At 34.3% G+C, this 14855-nt stretch carries 11 protein-coding genes and 3 pseudogenes; 3 read left to right on the top strand and 11 right to left on the bottom strand.

Annotated elements, in window-relative coordinates:
- Positions 1-29 precede the first annotated feature (29 nt).
- Together feoB and I4N53_RS10665 are read right to left on the bottom strand one after the other, a co-directional pair.
- Positions 30-2003, bottom strand: coding sequence for a ferrous iron transport protein B (gene feoB, locus I4N53_RS10660; RefSeq protein WP_214496208.1), 1974 nt, complete (start codon positions 2001-2003; stop codon positions 30-32).
- Positions 2000-2263, bottom strand: coding sequence for a FeoA family protein (locus I4N53_RS10665; protein WP_012269721.1), 264 nt, complete (start codon positions 2261-2263; stop codon positions 2000-2002). Before I4N53_RS10665 ends, feoB begins: the two co-directional genes overlap by 4 nt.
- A gap of 210 nt (positions 2264-2473) precedes the next feature.
- Here I4N53_RS10665 and I4N53_RS10670 point away from each other — a divergent pair, with 210 nt between their 5' ends.
- Both I4N53_RS10670 and I4N53_RS10675 read left to right on the top strand, forming a co-directional pair.
- Positions 2474-2962: an Lrp/AsnC family transcriptional regulator gene (locus I4N53_RS10670; protein WP_214496209.1), complete on the top strand. Its 489-nt coding sequence runs from the start codon at positions 2474-2476 to the stop codon at positions 2960-2962.
- Positions 2959-4125, top strand: coding sequence for an aminotransferase class I/II-fold pyridoxal phosphate-dependent enzyme (locus I4N53_RS10675; protein ID WP_214496210.1), 1167 nt, complete (start codon positions 2959-2961; stop codon positions 4123-4125). Before I4N53_RS10670 ends, I4N53_RS10675 begins: the two co-directional genes overlap by 4 nt.
- Positions 4126-4542: 417 nt before the next feature.
- On the opposite strand, the gene nagA is transcribed toward I4N53_RS10675, so the two are convergent.
- The 3 genes and pseudogenes from nagA to I4N53_RS12715 all read right to left on the bottom strand — a co-directional run.
- A complete protein-coding gene (gene nagA / locus I4N53_RS10680) occupies positions 4543-5691 on the bottom strand; it encodes an N-acetylglucosamine-6-phosphate deacetylase (protein ID WP_214496211.1) in 1149 nt (382 codons plus the stop codon).
- Between the two features lie 38 nt (positions 5692-5729).
- Positions 5730-5894 (bottom strand): annotated as a pseudogene (locus I4N53_RS12710) (GNAT family N-acetyltransferase); the annotation flags it as partial.
- 49 nt (positions 5895-5943) lie between these two features.
- Positions 5944-6304 (bottom strand): annotated as a pseudogene (locus I4N53_RS12715) (glycoside hydrolase family 3 N-terminal domain-containing protein); the annotation flags it as partial.
- Between the two features lie 245 nt (positions 6305-6549).
- Between I4N53_RS12715 and I4N53_RS10690 the strand changes: the two are divergent.
- Positions 6550-7125, top strand: coding sequence for a Uma2 family endonuclease (locus tag I4N53_RS10690; RefSeq protein WP_012269725.1), 576 nt, complete (start codon positions 6550-6552; stop codon positions 7123-7125).
- A gap of 101 nt (positions 7126-7226) precedes the next feature.
- Here I4N53_RS10690 and I4N53_RS10695 read toward each other — a convergent pair whose 3' ends face one another.
- The 6 genes and pseudogenes from I4N53_RS10695 to I4N53_RS10720 all read right to left on the bottom strand — a co-directional run.
- Positions 7227-8429, bottom strand: a complete 1203-nt coding sequence (locus tag I4N53_RS10695; RefSeq protein WP_214496212.1) for an ROK family transcriptional regulator — start codon at positions 8427-8429, stop codon at positions 7227-7229.
- A gap of 112 nt (positions 8430-8541) precedes the next feature.
- Complete coding sequence (locus I4N53_RS10700) at positions 8542-10905, bottom strand: glycoside hydrolase family 3 N-terminal domain-containing protein (protein ID WP_214496213.1); 2364 nt, start codon at positions 10903-10905, stop codon at positions 8542-8544.
- A 23-nt stretch (positions 10906-10928) separates the two neighbouring features.
- Positions 10929-11771, bottom strand: coding sequence for a carbohydrate ABC transporter permease (locus tag I4N53_RS10705; protein ID WP_012994359.1), 843 nt, complete (start codon positions 11769-11771; stop codon positions 10929-10931).
- Positions 11772-11799: 28 nt separating this feature from the next.
- Positions 11800-12726, bottom strand: a complete 927-nt coding sequence (locus I4N53_RS10710) for a carbohydrate ABC transporter permease (RefSeq protein WP_012994358.1) — start codon at positions 12724-12726, stop codon at positions 11800-11802.
- 79 nt (positions 12727-12805) lie between these two features.
- Positions 12806-14245, bottom strand: coding sequence for an ABC transporter substrate-binding protein (locus tag I4N53_RS10715; protein ID WP_214496214.1), 1440 nt, complete (start codon positions 14243-14245; stop codon positions 12806-12808).
- A gap of 501 nt (positions 14246-14746) precedes the next feature.
- Positions 14747-14855 (bottom strand): annotated as a pseudogene (locus tag I4N53_RS10720) (UPF0236 family transposase-like protein); the annotation flags it as partial.

The following is a 14855-nucleotide window of genomic DNA, read 5'->3' on the forward strand; positions in this document are numbered from 1 at the left end:
TTTTATCACCCATTCACATTATACCATATTTATATAAAAGTAAGAATCTGATTTAATATTCCTCCTACCAATATCGCGACGAAAATGTCAACAAAAACTACCCACCATGTCTTTCTCCAACCAATTGTTCTTTTTAATGCCGCAATTGTAGCAATACAGGGAATATAAAGCATTGTAACAACACCAAAGACAATCATCTGCTTTGGAGTCAAAATCTGTGAAATATGACTTGTCCCAGAAAGAGCTAAAAGCATTATAAGGGTAAGCTCTTTCCTCAAAACCCCAAAAATCAATACTATTCCTACTATTGATGGCAATCCCAACCATTTTACTACAATGGGGTCCGTTACATACGTCACATATTTAAATATACCTGTGTATTTCAATATTTCAAGCACAAGACTTCCTACAACAATTATAGGAAGTGCCACATACAAAAAGTCTTTAATCCTAATCCATATTTGCTTTAGTGTTGGTTTTAACGCGGGTACTCTGTAACCGGGAAGTTCCATTATCAAATCATAGGGTTTTCCATGCGCTATTTTATCTGCAAAATACGCTGCTATATAAATTACCAAAACATCTAAGGCAAAAACAGCAAGTGCGTATTGCGGCCCCATGAATACCCCTATTGTACCTAAAATTATCACAATCCTTGCAGAACAAGGCACAAGAGTGGACATAAAAGACGCAACAAATATTTCTCTATCAGTTTCTAAAATTTTTGTGCCTAGTACTGCCGGGACATTGCACCCAAAGCCCATCAATATTGGAATGAGAGCTTTGCCGTGAAGTCCCACTTTGTGCATTATCTCATCCATTAAAAAGGCAATTCTTGCGAGGTAACCTGTGTTTTCAAGTATTGATAAAAATACATAAAATGGGAGTATATAAGGTAGTACGATGGTTATAGCAGAAATAAGTCCTTCAACAAGTCCATTCCATAAAACATCTTTATACATATTTGGAATATGCAAATTATACACCAAAGGTCTTAATACATCAAAAAATCCCTCCAACACGCCAGAAAAATACTCTCCAAATTTAAATATGCCGTAAAATGATATGAAGACAATAGCAAACATTGATATATAGCCAAATATTTTATGAAGAGCAACATTGTCAATCAAATCAGTCCATGTAATTCTATGGTGAATTTCTGATACTGTCTGCCTGGCTATAAAAGAAGCAATATCATACCTGGCTGCTGTAACTAAAGTCACAAGAGGGCCATCTGTCTTCGCCTTTAATCCCTCTAGTTCTTTTTGAATCTCTTCATAAGCCTTTTTACCATCAGGCTCTCTTTTTAGCTTTTCAATTATATCGCTATCTTCTTCTATAAGTTTTAGAGAAATCCACAGAGGATGAAACAAATTTATAATGTTTACTACATTGTGTTTTAAAAGAATATTGTAAATTCTCATTACATACTCGCTTATTTCATTTCCATATTTAAGAATTTTCTCTTGCTTTATGTCATAGTCATTTACAGCCGTTTCTTTATTTGAATCTACAACTTCTAAAACCTTATCTATCAATTTTTCAAGGCCTTTTCCCTTTGTAGCAATAGTTTTTACAACAGGAATCCCTAAAAGTTCTTCTAACTTTTTTACATTTATATCTATACCCTTTTTAATGGCATAATCTACTTGGTTTAAAGCCATAACCATAGGCACATGAAGCTCTAAAAGCTGAACTGTAAAGAACAGGTTTCTTTCAAGGTTAGAGGCATCCACCACATTTATTACAACATCTGGCTTTTCAAAAGCTATAAACTCACGAGAGACAATTTCCTCTTGAGAATAAGCAGAAAGTGAATAAATGCCGGGAAGGTCAACAATTTTTATAGTTCGTCCTTTAAATCTCAAAACCCCTTCTGCCCTTTCCACCGTTTTGCCCGGCCAATTACCAATTATCTGAGTTAAGCCTGTCAATTGATTAAATATGACGCTTTTTCCTACATTAGCATTTCCCGCTAAAGCTATAACTATTTCTTTTTTCACCGCATATCCCCCTTCCCATCAAGGGTTTTTACATATATCTTTGAAGCAAGACCATATCCAATCACAAGGTGAGAATTTCTAACTTCAAGCTCAACAGGCCCCCGCAAAGGGCCTTTTCTAACCAGCTTAACTTTTGTCCCTGGGACAAGTCCCATTTCATTCAATCTTTGCATAGCTGTCCTTCCAGCTTTTATTAGTATAATCTCTCCTTCATGATTTTCCCTTAATTGTATAAGATTTATAATAGTATTCTCTGCCATTTGTGATGCCTCCATAATTGAAAATAATTATCAATATCTATATAAAAATTGTAACATTCTTTATACATACATGTCAACCCAGAATTCACACATTCGTTAAATTTCAAACGTTTTTATTTAAATTTTTATACTTCAATTTATTAAATTATTGAATTACGCCTATCTTTGTATTATAATGTGCATAAAATATATTTTTAGGAGGTGTCAAAAATGGATAAAGCCATAGAAATCCTTGACCTTCTGTGTGAAAACAGCCGTCTTACAGAAAAACAAATGGCAGCAATCACAGGGCTTAGTGAAGAAGAAGTTAAAAACACAATGAAAAGTCTTGAGGACAAAAAAGTGTTGTTAAAATACACTGCTCTCGTAGATTGGGAAAAGGCTGGCCGGGAAGTCGTAACTGCCCTCATAGATGTAAAAGTAGCACCCCAGCAAGGACTTGGATTTAATGCAATAGCTGAAAGAATATGCCAGTTTGGGGAAGTAAAATCTGTATCTTTAATTTCAGGGACTTATGACCTTTCTGTTGAAGTAGAAGGTAAAACAATGAAAGAAATAGCCCTCTTTGTTGCTGAAAGACTTGCCCCCATTGATGGCGTATTAAGCACTACCACACATTTTATTTTAAAAAGGTATAAAAAAGACGGAGTTTTTTATGAAGAAGGACAAGACGACAAAAGATTGGTGATAACACCATGAATGTAGATAAATACATATCCAATGTAGTAAAAAGTATTCCACCATCCGGAATCAGGAAATTTTTTGACCTTGTGACTAATTCAAAAGACATAATATCACTGGGTGTTGGCGAACCAGATTTTGTAACTCCGTGGGAAATAAGAAAAGAAGGCATTAACGCACTAGATAGAGGTAGCACAACATACACCTCAAACTTAGGACTTCTTGAACTTAGAACCGCTATATCATATTTCTTAAAAACTCATTACAATTTAACCTATGACCCTGAAAAAGAAATAATGGTGACTATTGGTGCTAGTGAAGCCATTGACCTTGCTCTGCGAGCTCTTTTAAATGACAGCGACGAGGTTTTAGTACCTGAACCAAGTTACGTATCATACGCACCATGTGTAACTTTGACAAGAGGTATCCCTGTATTTGTTCCTACTGATGAAAAAAACAATTTCATACTAACCCCCGATGACTTAAAATCAAAAATAACCTCGAAAACAAAGGTATTAATTCTTCCTTACCCCAATAATCCTACAGGTGCCATCATGAAAAAAGAAGAATTAGAAGAAATTGTAGACATAATAATTGAGCATGATTTAATAGTCATTTCAGATGAAATTTACAGTGAATTGACATATGAAGGAAAACACGTGAGCATAGCTTCGCTTCCAGGCATGAGGGAAAGAACAATACTTATAAACGGTTTTTCAAAAGCTTTCGCCATGACAGGTTGGAGGCTGGGATACATCGCAGCAGAACATGGATTTATTGAAGCAATGAATAAAATTCACCAGTATACAACTATATGCGCTCCAATTACAGCACAGTACGCTGCAATAAGGGGTATATATGAATGTGAAGAAGATATAGTAAAAATGAGAGAAACGTATGACAAGAGAAGGAAATTTATTGTAAACGGATTTCGCGAGATGGGCCTTGATTGTTTCGAGCCAAAGGGAGCTTTCTATATTTTCCCCTCAATAAAAAAGACGGGCATGACTTCACAGGAATTTTGTGAAAAGCTCTTAAAAGAAGAAAAAGTAGCTGTAGTACCAGGAGACGCATTTGGCCCAAGCGGTGAAGGATTTATTCGTGTATCATACGCATATTCTCTAGATAAAATAGCAAGAGCGCTTGAAAGAATAGAAAATTTTGTAAAGAGAATATTGTAAAGGAATAACATCTGACATATCGCAAAATGTTTTTAATGTAAAAAGGAATCCTTATATCAAAAGGATTCCTCAGTTTGTTGACAAAGCAAAAATTTTTTAAAATAGGATATTTTGCATCGTCACTCCGATGTTCCAAAGCGACAAAACTAAGCTCGACCTTCGGGTTCCGGCAGGGTCCCGGGCACATTCGACCTCCTGTCTCAGGTGCCCGCCTCCGCCATCCTTGGCTTCGGCCCTGCCTCCGCCCTCGGTCTCGCTAAGTTTTGTTAACGCTTTGTCACAAGTCGTTCCTTATGCAAAATATCCTATTTCCGAAAGTTTGTATACAGTCTAAGGAATCCTTATATCAAAAGGATTCCTTAAACTTTGTATGGCAATTAAGCTTCTTGGCATTTATTTCTCAATATGTATACATTTTTATTCCATAAAAACCTTTCCCTCTATTATTGTCATATAAACAGTCAAATCATTGTTTAGCACAACTATATCTGCATCTTTCTCAACTTCTATGCTCCCTTTTCTATCATCTACTCCAATTGCTTTTGCAGGATTTAAAGAGGCCATCTTGCAGGCTTCAAAAAGCGGTACTCCAAGAAATGTTATATTTGCTAAAGCTTTATCTAACGTCAATGTACTTCCTGCTAATGAACCGTTTTCTAGTTTTGCCACACCTTCTTTTACAAGTACCTTTTGCCCTCCAAATATGTACTCCCCGTCTCCTAATCCACAGGCAGGCATCGCATCTGATATAAGTATCACTTTGTCTGTTCCTTTTATTTTAATCAAAAGCTTTACTGAAGCAGGGTGTGTGTGTATAAAATCTACAATTACTTCACTGTATATTCTGTCGTCTAAAAATACTTCCCCTAATGCACCAGGTTCCCTATGATGTAGCCCTTTCATGCCATTATAAGTGTGAACCGCAATTGTAGCACCATGCTCTACTCCATTTTTCATCTCCTCATAAGTGGCATTTGTATGTCCCAAGGATACTTTTACACCCTTTTTAGTGACATGTTCTACAAAGCTTCCATCCGGGTCTTTTTCAGGTGCTAATGCAATTACTTTTATGTTACCTCCCGCTATTTCCAAGAACTCGTCAAATAAGTTTTTATCAGGTGGTATTATATATTTTTCATCCTGTGCTCCTTTGTGTTCTTTGCTTATAAAAGGTCCCTCAACATATGCCCCTAAAATTTGTGCTCCAGCCGTCTTCTTTTTCATCGTCTCATTTATGTTTTTAAGAGCATTTAGGATATAGGGTATATCCATTGTCATAGTAGTAGGACAAAAAGAAGTCACTCCATGTTTTGCAAGATGAATTGAAATAGCATTTAATGCTTCATAAGTAGCATCCATTGTATCATGTCCAACACCGCCGTGAATATGTATGTCTATAAAGCCAGGCACTATTTTTTTGCCTTTTAAATCAATTACTTCTGCATCATTAGTACTTAAATTTTTACCTATACTTGAAATTTTCCCATTAGAAATTAATAAATCTCCATTATATATTATCTCATTCTGTGTATATATTTCACCATGTTTTAATAAAAGGTTTTTCATGCAAATCACTTCCTTCCAATAACAACTTGTCTTTTATTTCAATTCTTTTTATACACTGTGTATTTTTTCCAAATTTTGCACCCCAGTCTTGAATAAAAATCCACAAATTCAGTCCAATCTATCACCACATTTCTAATTCCTCTATTATACAAAAAGTACATGCCAGCCTGAACAATTGCCAACCCCAATCCAACACCTTTTTGAATTTTTAAACATTCCATATCTTCTTTTCATGTTTTCGATACTATAAAAAAGCTCTTTACCTGCTATCTCCCCTATTTTATATGCATTTTCAGGATTGTTTGTAGCTCCTATAGCCATATTACCTGGCAAGTAAGTGGCATCTTTATAAATTCTCGTAACCATTCCACCTTCTTGGTCAATAGCAATTAAAGCTGGAATACCGGTATGCTTTATCATATTCATTTGGATATTATTACATAAACTTTGGAAGTTGTACTTTATCTTTTACATTTCGAGAAAATAAAATCACATTACCGATTTTATACTCACTAATCAGCTCCTCAATATGGTCATCATAAATCGGCAATGGAAAGCCAATCATTAGTATCTGACCTATTTTTTCTTCCAGTGTCATGTCTTTAATCCCCATAATCTTCAATCCTTTCAGATGATATTTTTAAAAGGACTTTCATTTTCTTTACGCACCAATTCTATTTTATGTTTTCTATAATTAATTCTACATTTTTTTTATAAATCCTTTTTTATTTTTCTCACGATGTTGGTTAGTTGTATAATTAAATGCAACAAATAAAAAGGGAGATATTTTTGCTCTGGATATTAAGAATATAAAATGTTAAACTTAGTATAAGAAGAGTTTTAAAGGGGTGTTTAATTATGCCTTTACCAAAAAGAGAGGATATTTATACTTATGAGGATTATTTAAACTGGCCAAATAATCAAAGAATAGAATTAATAAACGGGCAGATTTATTTAATGACTCCTCCATCGACAGTTCATCAAAGAATATCAAGAGAAATATTTACAAGCTTCGCTGTATATCTTAGAGGTAAGCAATGTGAAGTATTTAGTGCACCTTTTGGAGTAAGGTTTCCTTCTGGAAATGAGAAAAGTGATAAAGAAATAAAAACTGTTGTAGAACCCGACATCGTGGTAGTATGCGATAAGTCAAAGCTGGATGACGAAGGATGTAAAGGAGCTCCTGATTTAATTGTTGAAATTACATCACCTTCAACTGCAAGTAGAGATAAAATAGAAAAGTTTAATTTATACGAAAAGCATGGAGTAAAGGAATATTGGATAGTAGAACCAGATGACAAAGTTGTAAGTGTGTTTATTTTGCAGGAAAATTCCAGATATGGAAGACCTGATGTATATACTGTAGGAAATAAAATTAAAGTCTCTATCTTTGAAGATCTAGAAATAGATTTGAAAGATGTATTTGCTTACTAAAACACCCGTGCATTTATTATATAGAAGCATTATTATAAAATCAGGGCTTTTTGTGCCCTGATTTTATACTGTCATTTTTAATATTTCAACACATCATGTAATCAAAGCCCTGGATATGCAAACAGCTCTGAAATAACAAGCGATACTGCTCCAATTGCTCCTGCATGAAATTGAAGTTTAGAGGTTTTGATTTTTACTTTGTGATATCTATAAACAAGACACTTTTTTTCTACTTCTTTCAAAATCTCATCCAAAATCAAACCTCTTGCTAAAGACAACGTATTTCCAATAATCACAAGTTCCGGGTTAAATGTATTTATTACATTGACAATTCCCACACCCAATTTCCTTCCAATTTCTTTTAAAGCCTCTACTGCAATTTCGCTTCCTTTTTGAGCATAATTTATAATATCAAGAGCACTAAGTGTATTAAAATTATCTTTATTTATATAATTATCAGATTTTCCCATTATCAACTGTGTATGTATATAATCGAATAGTGCTTTCTCTGAAGCATAATTTTCCCAGCATCCGGTATTCCCACAACTACATTGATGGTCAAGTATATTTATTGTCATATGCCCCATCTCTCCTGCTAGCCCTACTGTCCCTCTGTACAGTTCTCCATTGATTATTATTCCTGTCCCAATTCCAATTCCAGCACTTACATATACAAGATTGTTGTATTTAATTCCTGCTCCAAACCATTTTTCCCCTATTGCTCCTACATTTGCTTCGTTATCTATTTGTACTTTAATTTTGAATTTATTTTCTATAATTTGTTTAAGAGGCACATTTTCCCATTTTAGATTTGGTGCCATCAGTACAGTACCTTTTTTGTAATCCACAATGCCTGGCACACCAATTCCAATACCTAAAATTCCCCTGATAGTCTCAGGTGCATTTAAAATTGCTTCGTCAATCAATTCTATTAAACGCTTAATAATAGCCTGTTGACTTTCACCAATTTTTACATCTACTTTCTTTTCCCAAATGACATTTGCCATTAAATCAGTCAAAACAATTAATATATAGTTCACATCCAAATCAATACCTATTATACAGCCAGCCTTGTTATTGATGCTTAATATAATTGGTTTTCTACCACCTTTTGATTCTCCAGGCCCTTCTTCTCTAACAAAACCTTCGTTTATAAGTTCATCAACAAGAAAAGATACAGTTGACTTGTTTAAACCAGTAATGTGGGCAATATCCGCTCTTGAAACATTCCCTTTTTTTCTTATGGTATTGAGCACTATTGATTTATTTATTTGTTTAACTAATAATTGATCTGCTGTTATCATCTGTTCACCCTTCTATTTATATTGTAGTTTCTAGTGTGAATTATAGCACATTAAATCTTAAAAGAAAATTAAAATAGAGTTCCTTAAATATATTATCACTTTTTTTGCCATCTTAAAGCTTATTTTCCACTCGTACTTGTGTCATAAACTTTTTATCTGTTTTTTTCACTTCTCCAACAATTTCAAAAGAACCGAATAACCGAATATCTTCTGAAGAACTTCCTATCATTACCTCTACACGGCCTGGTTCTACCACATATTCCATTTCTTCATTATAAAAGCCAAGCTGCTCTGAAGAAAGTTGAAAAATAACAGTTTTTTGTTCTCCTACATCTAAAGTGATGCGTTTAAAACCTTTAAGTTCTTTAACAGGTCGTGTAACACTTAAAAATTCTCGATGTATATACAGTTGGACTACTTCATCCCCTTTTACCTTCCCTATATTTTTTACATCAACAGAAATTTCTATTATTCCTTCCTGTGTAGATACTTTTGGGTTAGAGATATTAAGATTACTGTATAAAAATTCAGTATAACTAAGTCCATAACCAAAAGGATATAATGGTTTAGTACTTGATTCTACATAATCGCCTTTCCAATTAGTACGTCCACCAGAGGGTTTATGATAATAATATACAGGCAATTGTCCTACAGAGCAGGGAATGGAAATTGGTAATTTTCCTCCTGGATTATAATCTCCAAAAATAACATCTGCAATTGCTCTTCCCCCTTCTTCACCCGGCAACCATGCCTCTATAATCGCAGGAATTTTTTCAGCTAACCAGGAAATTGACATTGGTCTACCGTTTATCAAAACTACAACTACTGGTGTACCAGTTTCATAAATCGCTTTTACTAATTGCTCTTGTACACCTGGTAAATTAAGGTCTGCACGATCTCTAGATTCACCAGAAGTACATCCATCCGTTAATCCTGCTCTATCACCTACCACCACAATAGCAACATCAGCTTGCTTAGCAATTTCAACAGCTTTATTAAAACCAGCCGTATCATCACTAATTACGTCACAGCCCTTTGCATAAATTACTTTTGTCTTAGGTGAAACTTTTTCTTTAATTCCTTGTAATACACTTACAATAGGTACATAAATATCTTTCGCCTCTAAACCTTCAGGTAATGGAGTATTAAAAACATTGTCCTTCTCGCGCATTTCAAGTAATGATTCAATGTGACATGGATATGCATAATCGCCAATCATATTGCGAATATTATCAGCATTTGGACCAATTACAGCAATTGATTGTAAGTCTTTCTTCAAAGGTAATAAGTTGCTTTCATTTTTTAATAAAACTATAGATTCTTGAGCTATTTTATAAGCTAATTGCCGCTGTTCTTGAGTGTCAAATATTTCAACAACTCGTTTTTCATCAACATAAGGATTTTCAAATAAGCCTAATAGAAACTTTGCTTTTAGAATTCGCCGTACAGCATCATTAACAAAGTCTATATCAATATCGCCTTGTTCTATCAACTCTTTAATAGGCAAGCCATAACAATCAGTACTTGGTAACTCAACATCAACACCAGCTTCTAAAGCCAGTTTAGCAGCTTCTTTTTTATTTGACGCTAAACGATGGTATTCATAAAGTTGATTAATAGCAAAATAATCAGACACTACAATTCCATCAAAACCCCAATTTTTACGTAATATATCAGTTAAGAGTTGTTTTGACTTATGACAAGGTATACCGTCGAGTTCATGATATCCAGGCATAATCGAACCCAGTTTTGCTTCTTTTACTGCTGCTTCAAATGGATACAAAAAAATTTCATAAAGTTCACGCATTGGAATATGAGCAGGTGCCCAATTCATACCACCTTCTGAATTTCCATACCCCACGAAGTGTTTACCTGTAGCAATAACACCTTCTTTTAAATTCTCTGTTTGTAATCCACGGATATATGAAACACCCATATGCATAACTAAATACGGGTCTTCACCAAATGTCTCTTCTGTCCTTCCCCATCTTGGATCTCTTGTAACATCCAACAATGGTGCAAGAGCCTGCCGAGCTCCAACAGCTTTCATCTGTTCTCTAATCACAGAAGCCATTTTTTCAACAAGTTTGGGATTCCAAGTACTTGCCACACCTATAGTTTGAGGGAAAATAGTAGCCCCTTTAGCCATATAGCCACTACAAGACTCTTCATGAATCAAAGCGGGTATACCAAGTCTTGTATTTTCAACCAAGTATTTTTGTATCTGATTCGCTATTTTTACTGTCTCTTGAGGTGATAAATTACTTGCTCCACCAAGACGGGTGATTTGACCTATCCCATGAGTCATTAATCGATTTGCTTTTTCATATGAAAATTTCATCATATCATCTAATATCTCATATACCCATATACCACTTAATTGTGCAATTTTCTCTTCAATTGTCATTTGAGCTAACAAATTTTCTACCTTTTTTTCAACAGGTTGTTTAGGGTCTAAATATGAAGCTTTCATCATTATTTCCTCCTCTTATCCAAAAACTAATCCTTCACTGAACCTAATGAAATACCACTTATAATATATTTTGAAAACATTGCATAGACTATTATTATTGGAATCACGGTTATTGCAAGTCCAAGATATATAGCTCCATATTCTGTCCTATACATATCGCCCCTTAATAATTTAACCATCATAGGGAGAGTATACTTTTCAACCTTTGAGATTAACATGAAAGGAGTAAAGAAGTTATTCCACGAAGCAACAAAAGATAAAATTCCCATAGTAAATGCCCCGGGCTTTGCAATAGGTAGTATAATTCTATGGAAAATTCCAATCTCGCTAGCACCTTCAATTCTTGCAGATTCTATTAGATCTTTAACAAGAGTAGACTCTAAATACTGCGATGCAAAAAATACCATGGGTGGAGCAGCTATTGCTGGAATAATAAGCGGTATATAACTATTCAAAAGATTTAGCATCGACATATATTTGTAAAATCCAATTATTGAAGCCATTTGGGTTGGTATAATAGTTAAAAGTATTATAATATTATACAATATTTTTTTGTAGGCAAAATCGTAGACTTGAATTGCATATGCTGTCATCATAGAAAAATAGACTGTTAAAAGAGTTGCCGGAATAGAAATTAATGCACTATTTATAAATCCTCGCCATATGTTGGCTCCCTTACCAGTTAAATACTTCCAATTATTTAAAAGGTTGTTACTAGGTAAAAGGCTTACCCCTTGCTGTATTTCAGGTGTAGAACGAGTAGCATTAATCAATAAAATCCACACTGGCACAATAGTTATTAGAAATAATATTACAAGAAAAATATATATAAAAGTTTTTGTTAACTTTGTTTTTATAGTGTAGCTCATTATTTTTCCCCCTTTCGGATTTAAAACATTATTCTTTTTCTCTTAAAAGCCTAATTATTATAGAAGCAGAAATAGCGGTAATAATAAAGATCATAACAGCTACACTGGCTCCTGCTCCAATAAATCCTTTTCCACTTGAAAATTTCATATACATTAAAACACTCATAGTCATTATAGAACCATTAGGGGAACCACGACCGTCTGTTAATAAATAAGGTATATCAAACATTTGCATGCCACCTGCTAAAGACGTTACTAATACATAAATGAGCACAGGTTTTAAAAGAGGTAAGGTGATTTTAGTAAACATATCCCACGAACTAGCTCCATCTACCAACGCCGCCTCATAATAAGAAGGTGATATTGATGACATTCCAGCCATTAAATAGAGTATAGTGACACCAAACCACATCCACCATTGGATAAATGCAACTATAGATTGAGTCCATCCCGGACTTCTAAAAAAGTCAAAGGCTTCTTCTAATATTCCGGCTCGAACGGCAATCTGATTCACGGGACCATAACGTGAAAAAAGATTATAGAACAGAGCAGCAATCGCAACCGGCATAAGTAGGTTAGGAAGATAATAAACTGTTCGCCAAAGCCCAACAAACTTTATTTTCAACCTGTTATTCATAAACCAAACTGCTAAAAGCATAGCTATACCTAATTGTGGTATAAAATTCATAAGCCATATTTTCCATGTATTTAACACGGATTTTATGAAAAAATCGTCTGAAAATAATTGTTTAAAATTATTAAGTCCAACAAAATTGTAAGTTTTACTCATTATTGTCATATCTGTTAGGCTCAAATAAAAAGTATATATCAAAGGATAAAAGCTAAACAACAAAAACACAATAATGAATGGCGCAGTAAATATATATCCATAATAATTTTTGTTTATCTTACTATTACTTTTCCTGACCTTTATTCCGCTCTCCACCAAAACCACCACATCCTCCATATTAATTTTATATTAGAGAGTAGAGGAAATGTGAATTTTTAAATCTCACATTTCCTCTACTCCAATTTTAATCTACATTAACGTCAGGTAAAGCATTCTTTACAGCCTCTTTAAATCGTTTTAGAGCTTCGTCTTTACTTATTTCACCTGATGCATAGGCATCAAGTGGATCCCACAATGCATCTTGAACTACGAAATCTGTAGCTTGAATGTTTTTGGTCCTTCCACCAAGGTCAATGCGGCGTGCTGCTTCTGCAAATACTTCATATGGGTTTTGTCCTCCTAAGAATTTAGCTGCCGAAGTATCCCCAAACTGTGAAGCAATCTCTTCTACTACTTTTTGACTAGATACAAAATCGCCAGCTGGTTGTTGTAATTCATCACCTACGCTTGGATCGATCTTCTTCAAATATTCATTTGTATAAACTCCGAGAGCCCAGTTCTTTAATGTTTCCTCATTTAAAGTTACAAATTTAATAAATTCTTTCGCTAATTCTACATTTTCGCTGTCCTTAGTCACACCAAACCAGGTACCTCCCCACCTGTAAGGCATTGGTCCTGGAATGGCAGCCCAATCACCAGAAGTATCTTTACCAGCAGTCTTCCCTCCGTCAGATTCGCCTTTTGCAGGTGCTGAATTAGGTTGTAATACATAAGACAAGCCCCACGTTGGGAGGAAATATGCAAATATTTGCTTGGGATTTCCTTTTGCATCTACCAAGGAGTCATTCATGCCAGCAAACCAGCTTTCCTGCCATTGGGTAGCTTGTGCTTCATAACCATTTTGTCTAAAATTTTTTGCGATATCAAATAGTTCTTCTACTTTTGGATCTATCACCAATTTGCTATCTACAATCCACGGTTTATCTCTATTCTCAATGATTACCCTACCAAGGTCTGCAGTTGATGCTATCATATAAGTATTACCGTTGGATTTTTCTTTTACAATTTTTGCCGCTTCTTCGAATTTACTTAAATCAGCTACTAGTTCTTGAATTTTTACAGGATCGTCGGTACCAAAATATTCTTTAGCAAGACTTCTTCGATAATACATCAGTCCTGGAGTTGCTTGATAAGAAAAAGCTTTTACTGCACCATTTTCATCAGTTCCTATATCAATTGTAAATTGATACGTTTTCACCTCTTCTGCAAAAGGTAGTAAATCTGACAAGTCTACCAAATAATCGCTCTCAACAAATTCTCTCACAAAATCAGATTCCAAAGCAACTACATCGGGACCTTCTCCAGATTGCAATGCTGACTTAAGTTTTAATTGGTATTCTCCCTCTGTCATTGGAATCATGGTAAATTCTATTTTTACATCGGGATGCTTCTCCTTAAACGCAGTTGCAAAAACTTTTGCTTCATTTGTAAAAGACCAAATCTTTAATACTTTTTCTTTTGGCTGAGTTGACTCAGATTGCCCTGTTTGACTATTTTGTCCGCATCCTGATAACAAGCCAACCACCATAATCACAATTGTAATCAAAGCAATAATTCTCCTCATTCTTTTCACCCCATTTTTTTATTCTCTAATAAGTTCTTTAAATTATTAAATTAAAATTACAATTTCGCACCCCACCTCCCTTTCGGTGATTTTGTTAGGATTTTATTATATTTTTTGATTACTCAAATAGAGCCATTTTATTGCTTGTAAACGTATGCCAATATGCTACTGAAATGCATATATGTTTTTTTCAAAGGTTTTCCGTCTATTATTTCGTAGGGATTATAAAATTTAAACGCATTGGTTGTTTGAATTAGTCCTTTCTATTTTATTTGTGGTGCATTTTTGAAGTATTCCATCTTTTTTCACTTCATAAATATCATAACATTAAATTAATTTGTTGTCTCAACAAACTTTTTGTATAATAAATATATTCGACGCAAAATAAAAAAATCCTCCTTTCTTTCAAAAAAAGTTTAAGCTATTTTATTCCTTTCTCTCACTTTGAGACAATGCAACTATAAAATATCAATTTTTTAATTATCATTTCCTGTCACTTGATTTCGCCATTAACTTTAATCCTTTTCTACTCCATCCCAATGGATTCCTGCTTAGTCTTAGTCTTACTGAAAATACATGGCTTATATGCCCTTCTGCACTGCACCCTATT

Source organism: Thermoanaerobacter sp. CM-CNRG TB177, from assembly GCF_018588165.1.
GTDB lineage: Bacteria > Bacillota > Thermoanaerobacteria > Thermoanaerobacterales > Thermoanaerobacteraceae > Thermoanaerobacter > Thermoanaerobacter thermocopriae.

Coding starts and splice junctions, on each gene's coding strand:
- nagA (WP_214496211.1), bottom strand. CDS start 5,691: ATGAAAAACCTTTTATTAAAACATGGTGAAATATATACACAGAATGAG.
- I4N53_RS10690 (WP_012269725.1), top strand. CDS start 6,550: ATGCCTTTACCAAAAAGAGAGGATATTTATACTTATGAGGATTATTTA.
- I4N53_RS10715 (WP_214496214.1), bottom strand. CDS start 14,245: ATGAGGAGAATTATTGCTTTGATTACAATTGTGATTATGGTGGTTGGC.
- I4N53_RS10665 (WP_012269721.1), bottom strand. CDS start 2,263: ATGGCAGAGAATACTATTATAAATCTTATACAATTAAGGGAAAATCAT.
- I4N53_RS10700 (WP_214496213.1), bottom strand. CDS start 10,905: ATGATGAAAGCTTCATATTTAGACCCTAAACAACCTGTTGAAAAAAAG.
- I4N53_RS10695 (WP_214496212.1), bottom strand. CDS start 8,429: ATGATAACAGCAGATCAATTATTAGTTAAACAAATAAATAAATCAATA.
- I4N53_RS10675 (WP_214496210.1), top strand. CDS start 2,959: ATGAATGTAGATAAATACATATCCAATGTAGTAAAAAGTATTCCACCA.
- I4N53_RS10670 (WP_214496209.1), top strand. CDS start 2,474: ATGGATAAAGCCATAGAAATCCTTGACCTTCTGTGTGAAAACAGCCGT.
- I4N53_RS10705 (WP_012994359.1), bottom strand. CDS start 11,771: ATGAGCTACACTATAAAAACAAAGTTAACAAAAACTTTTATATATATT.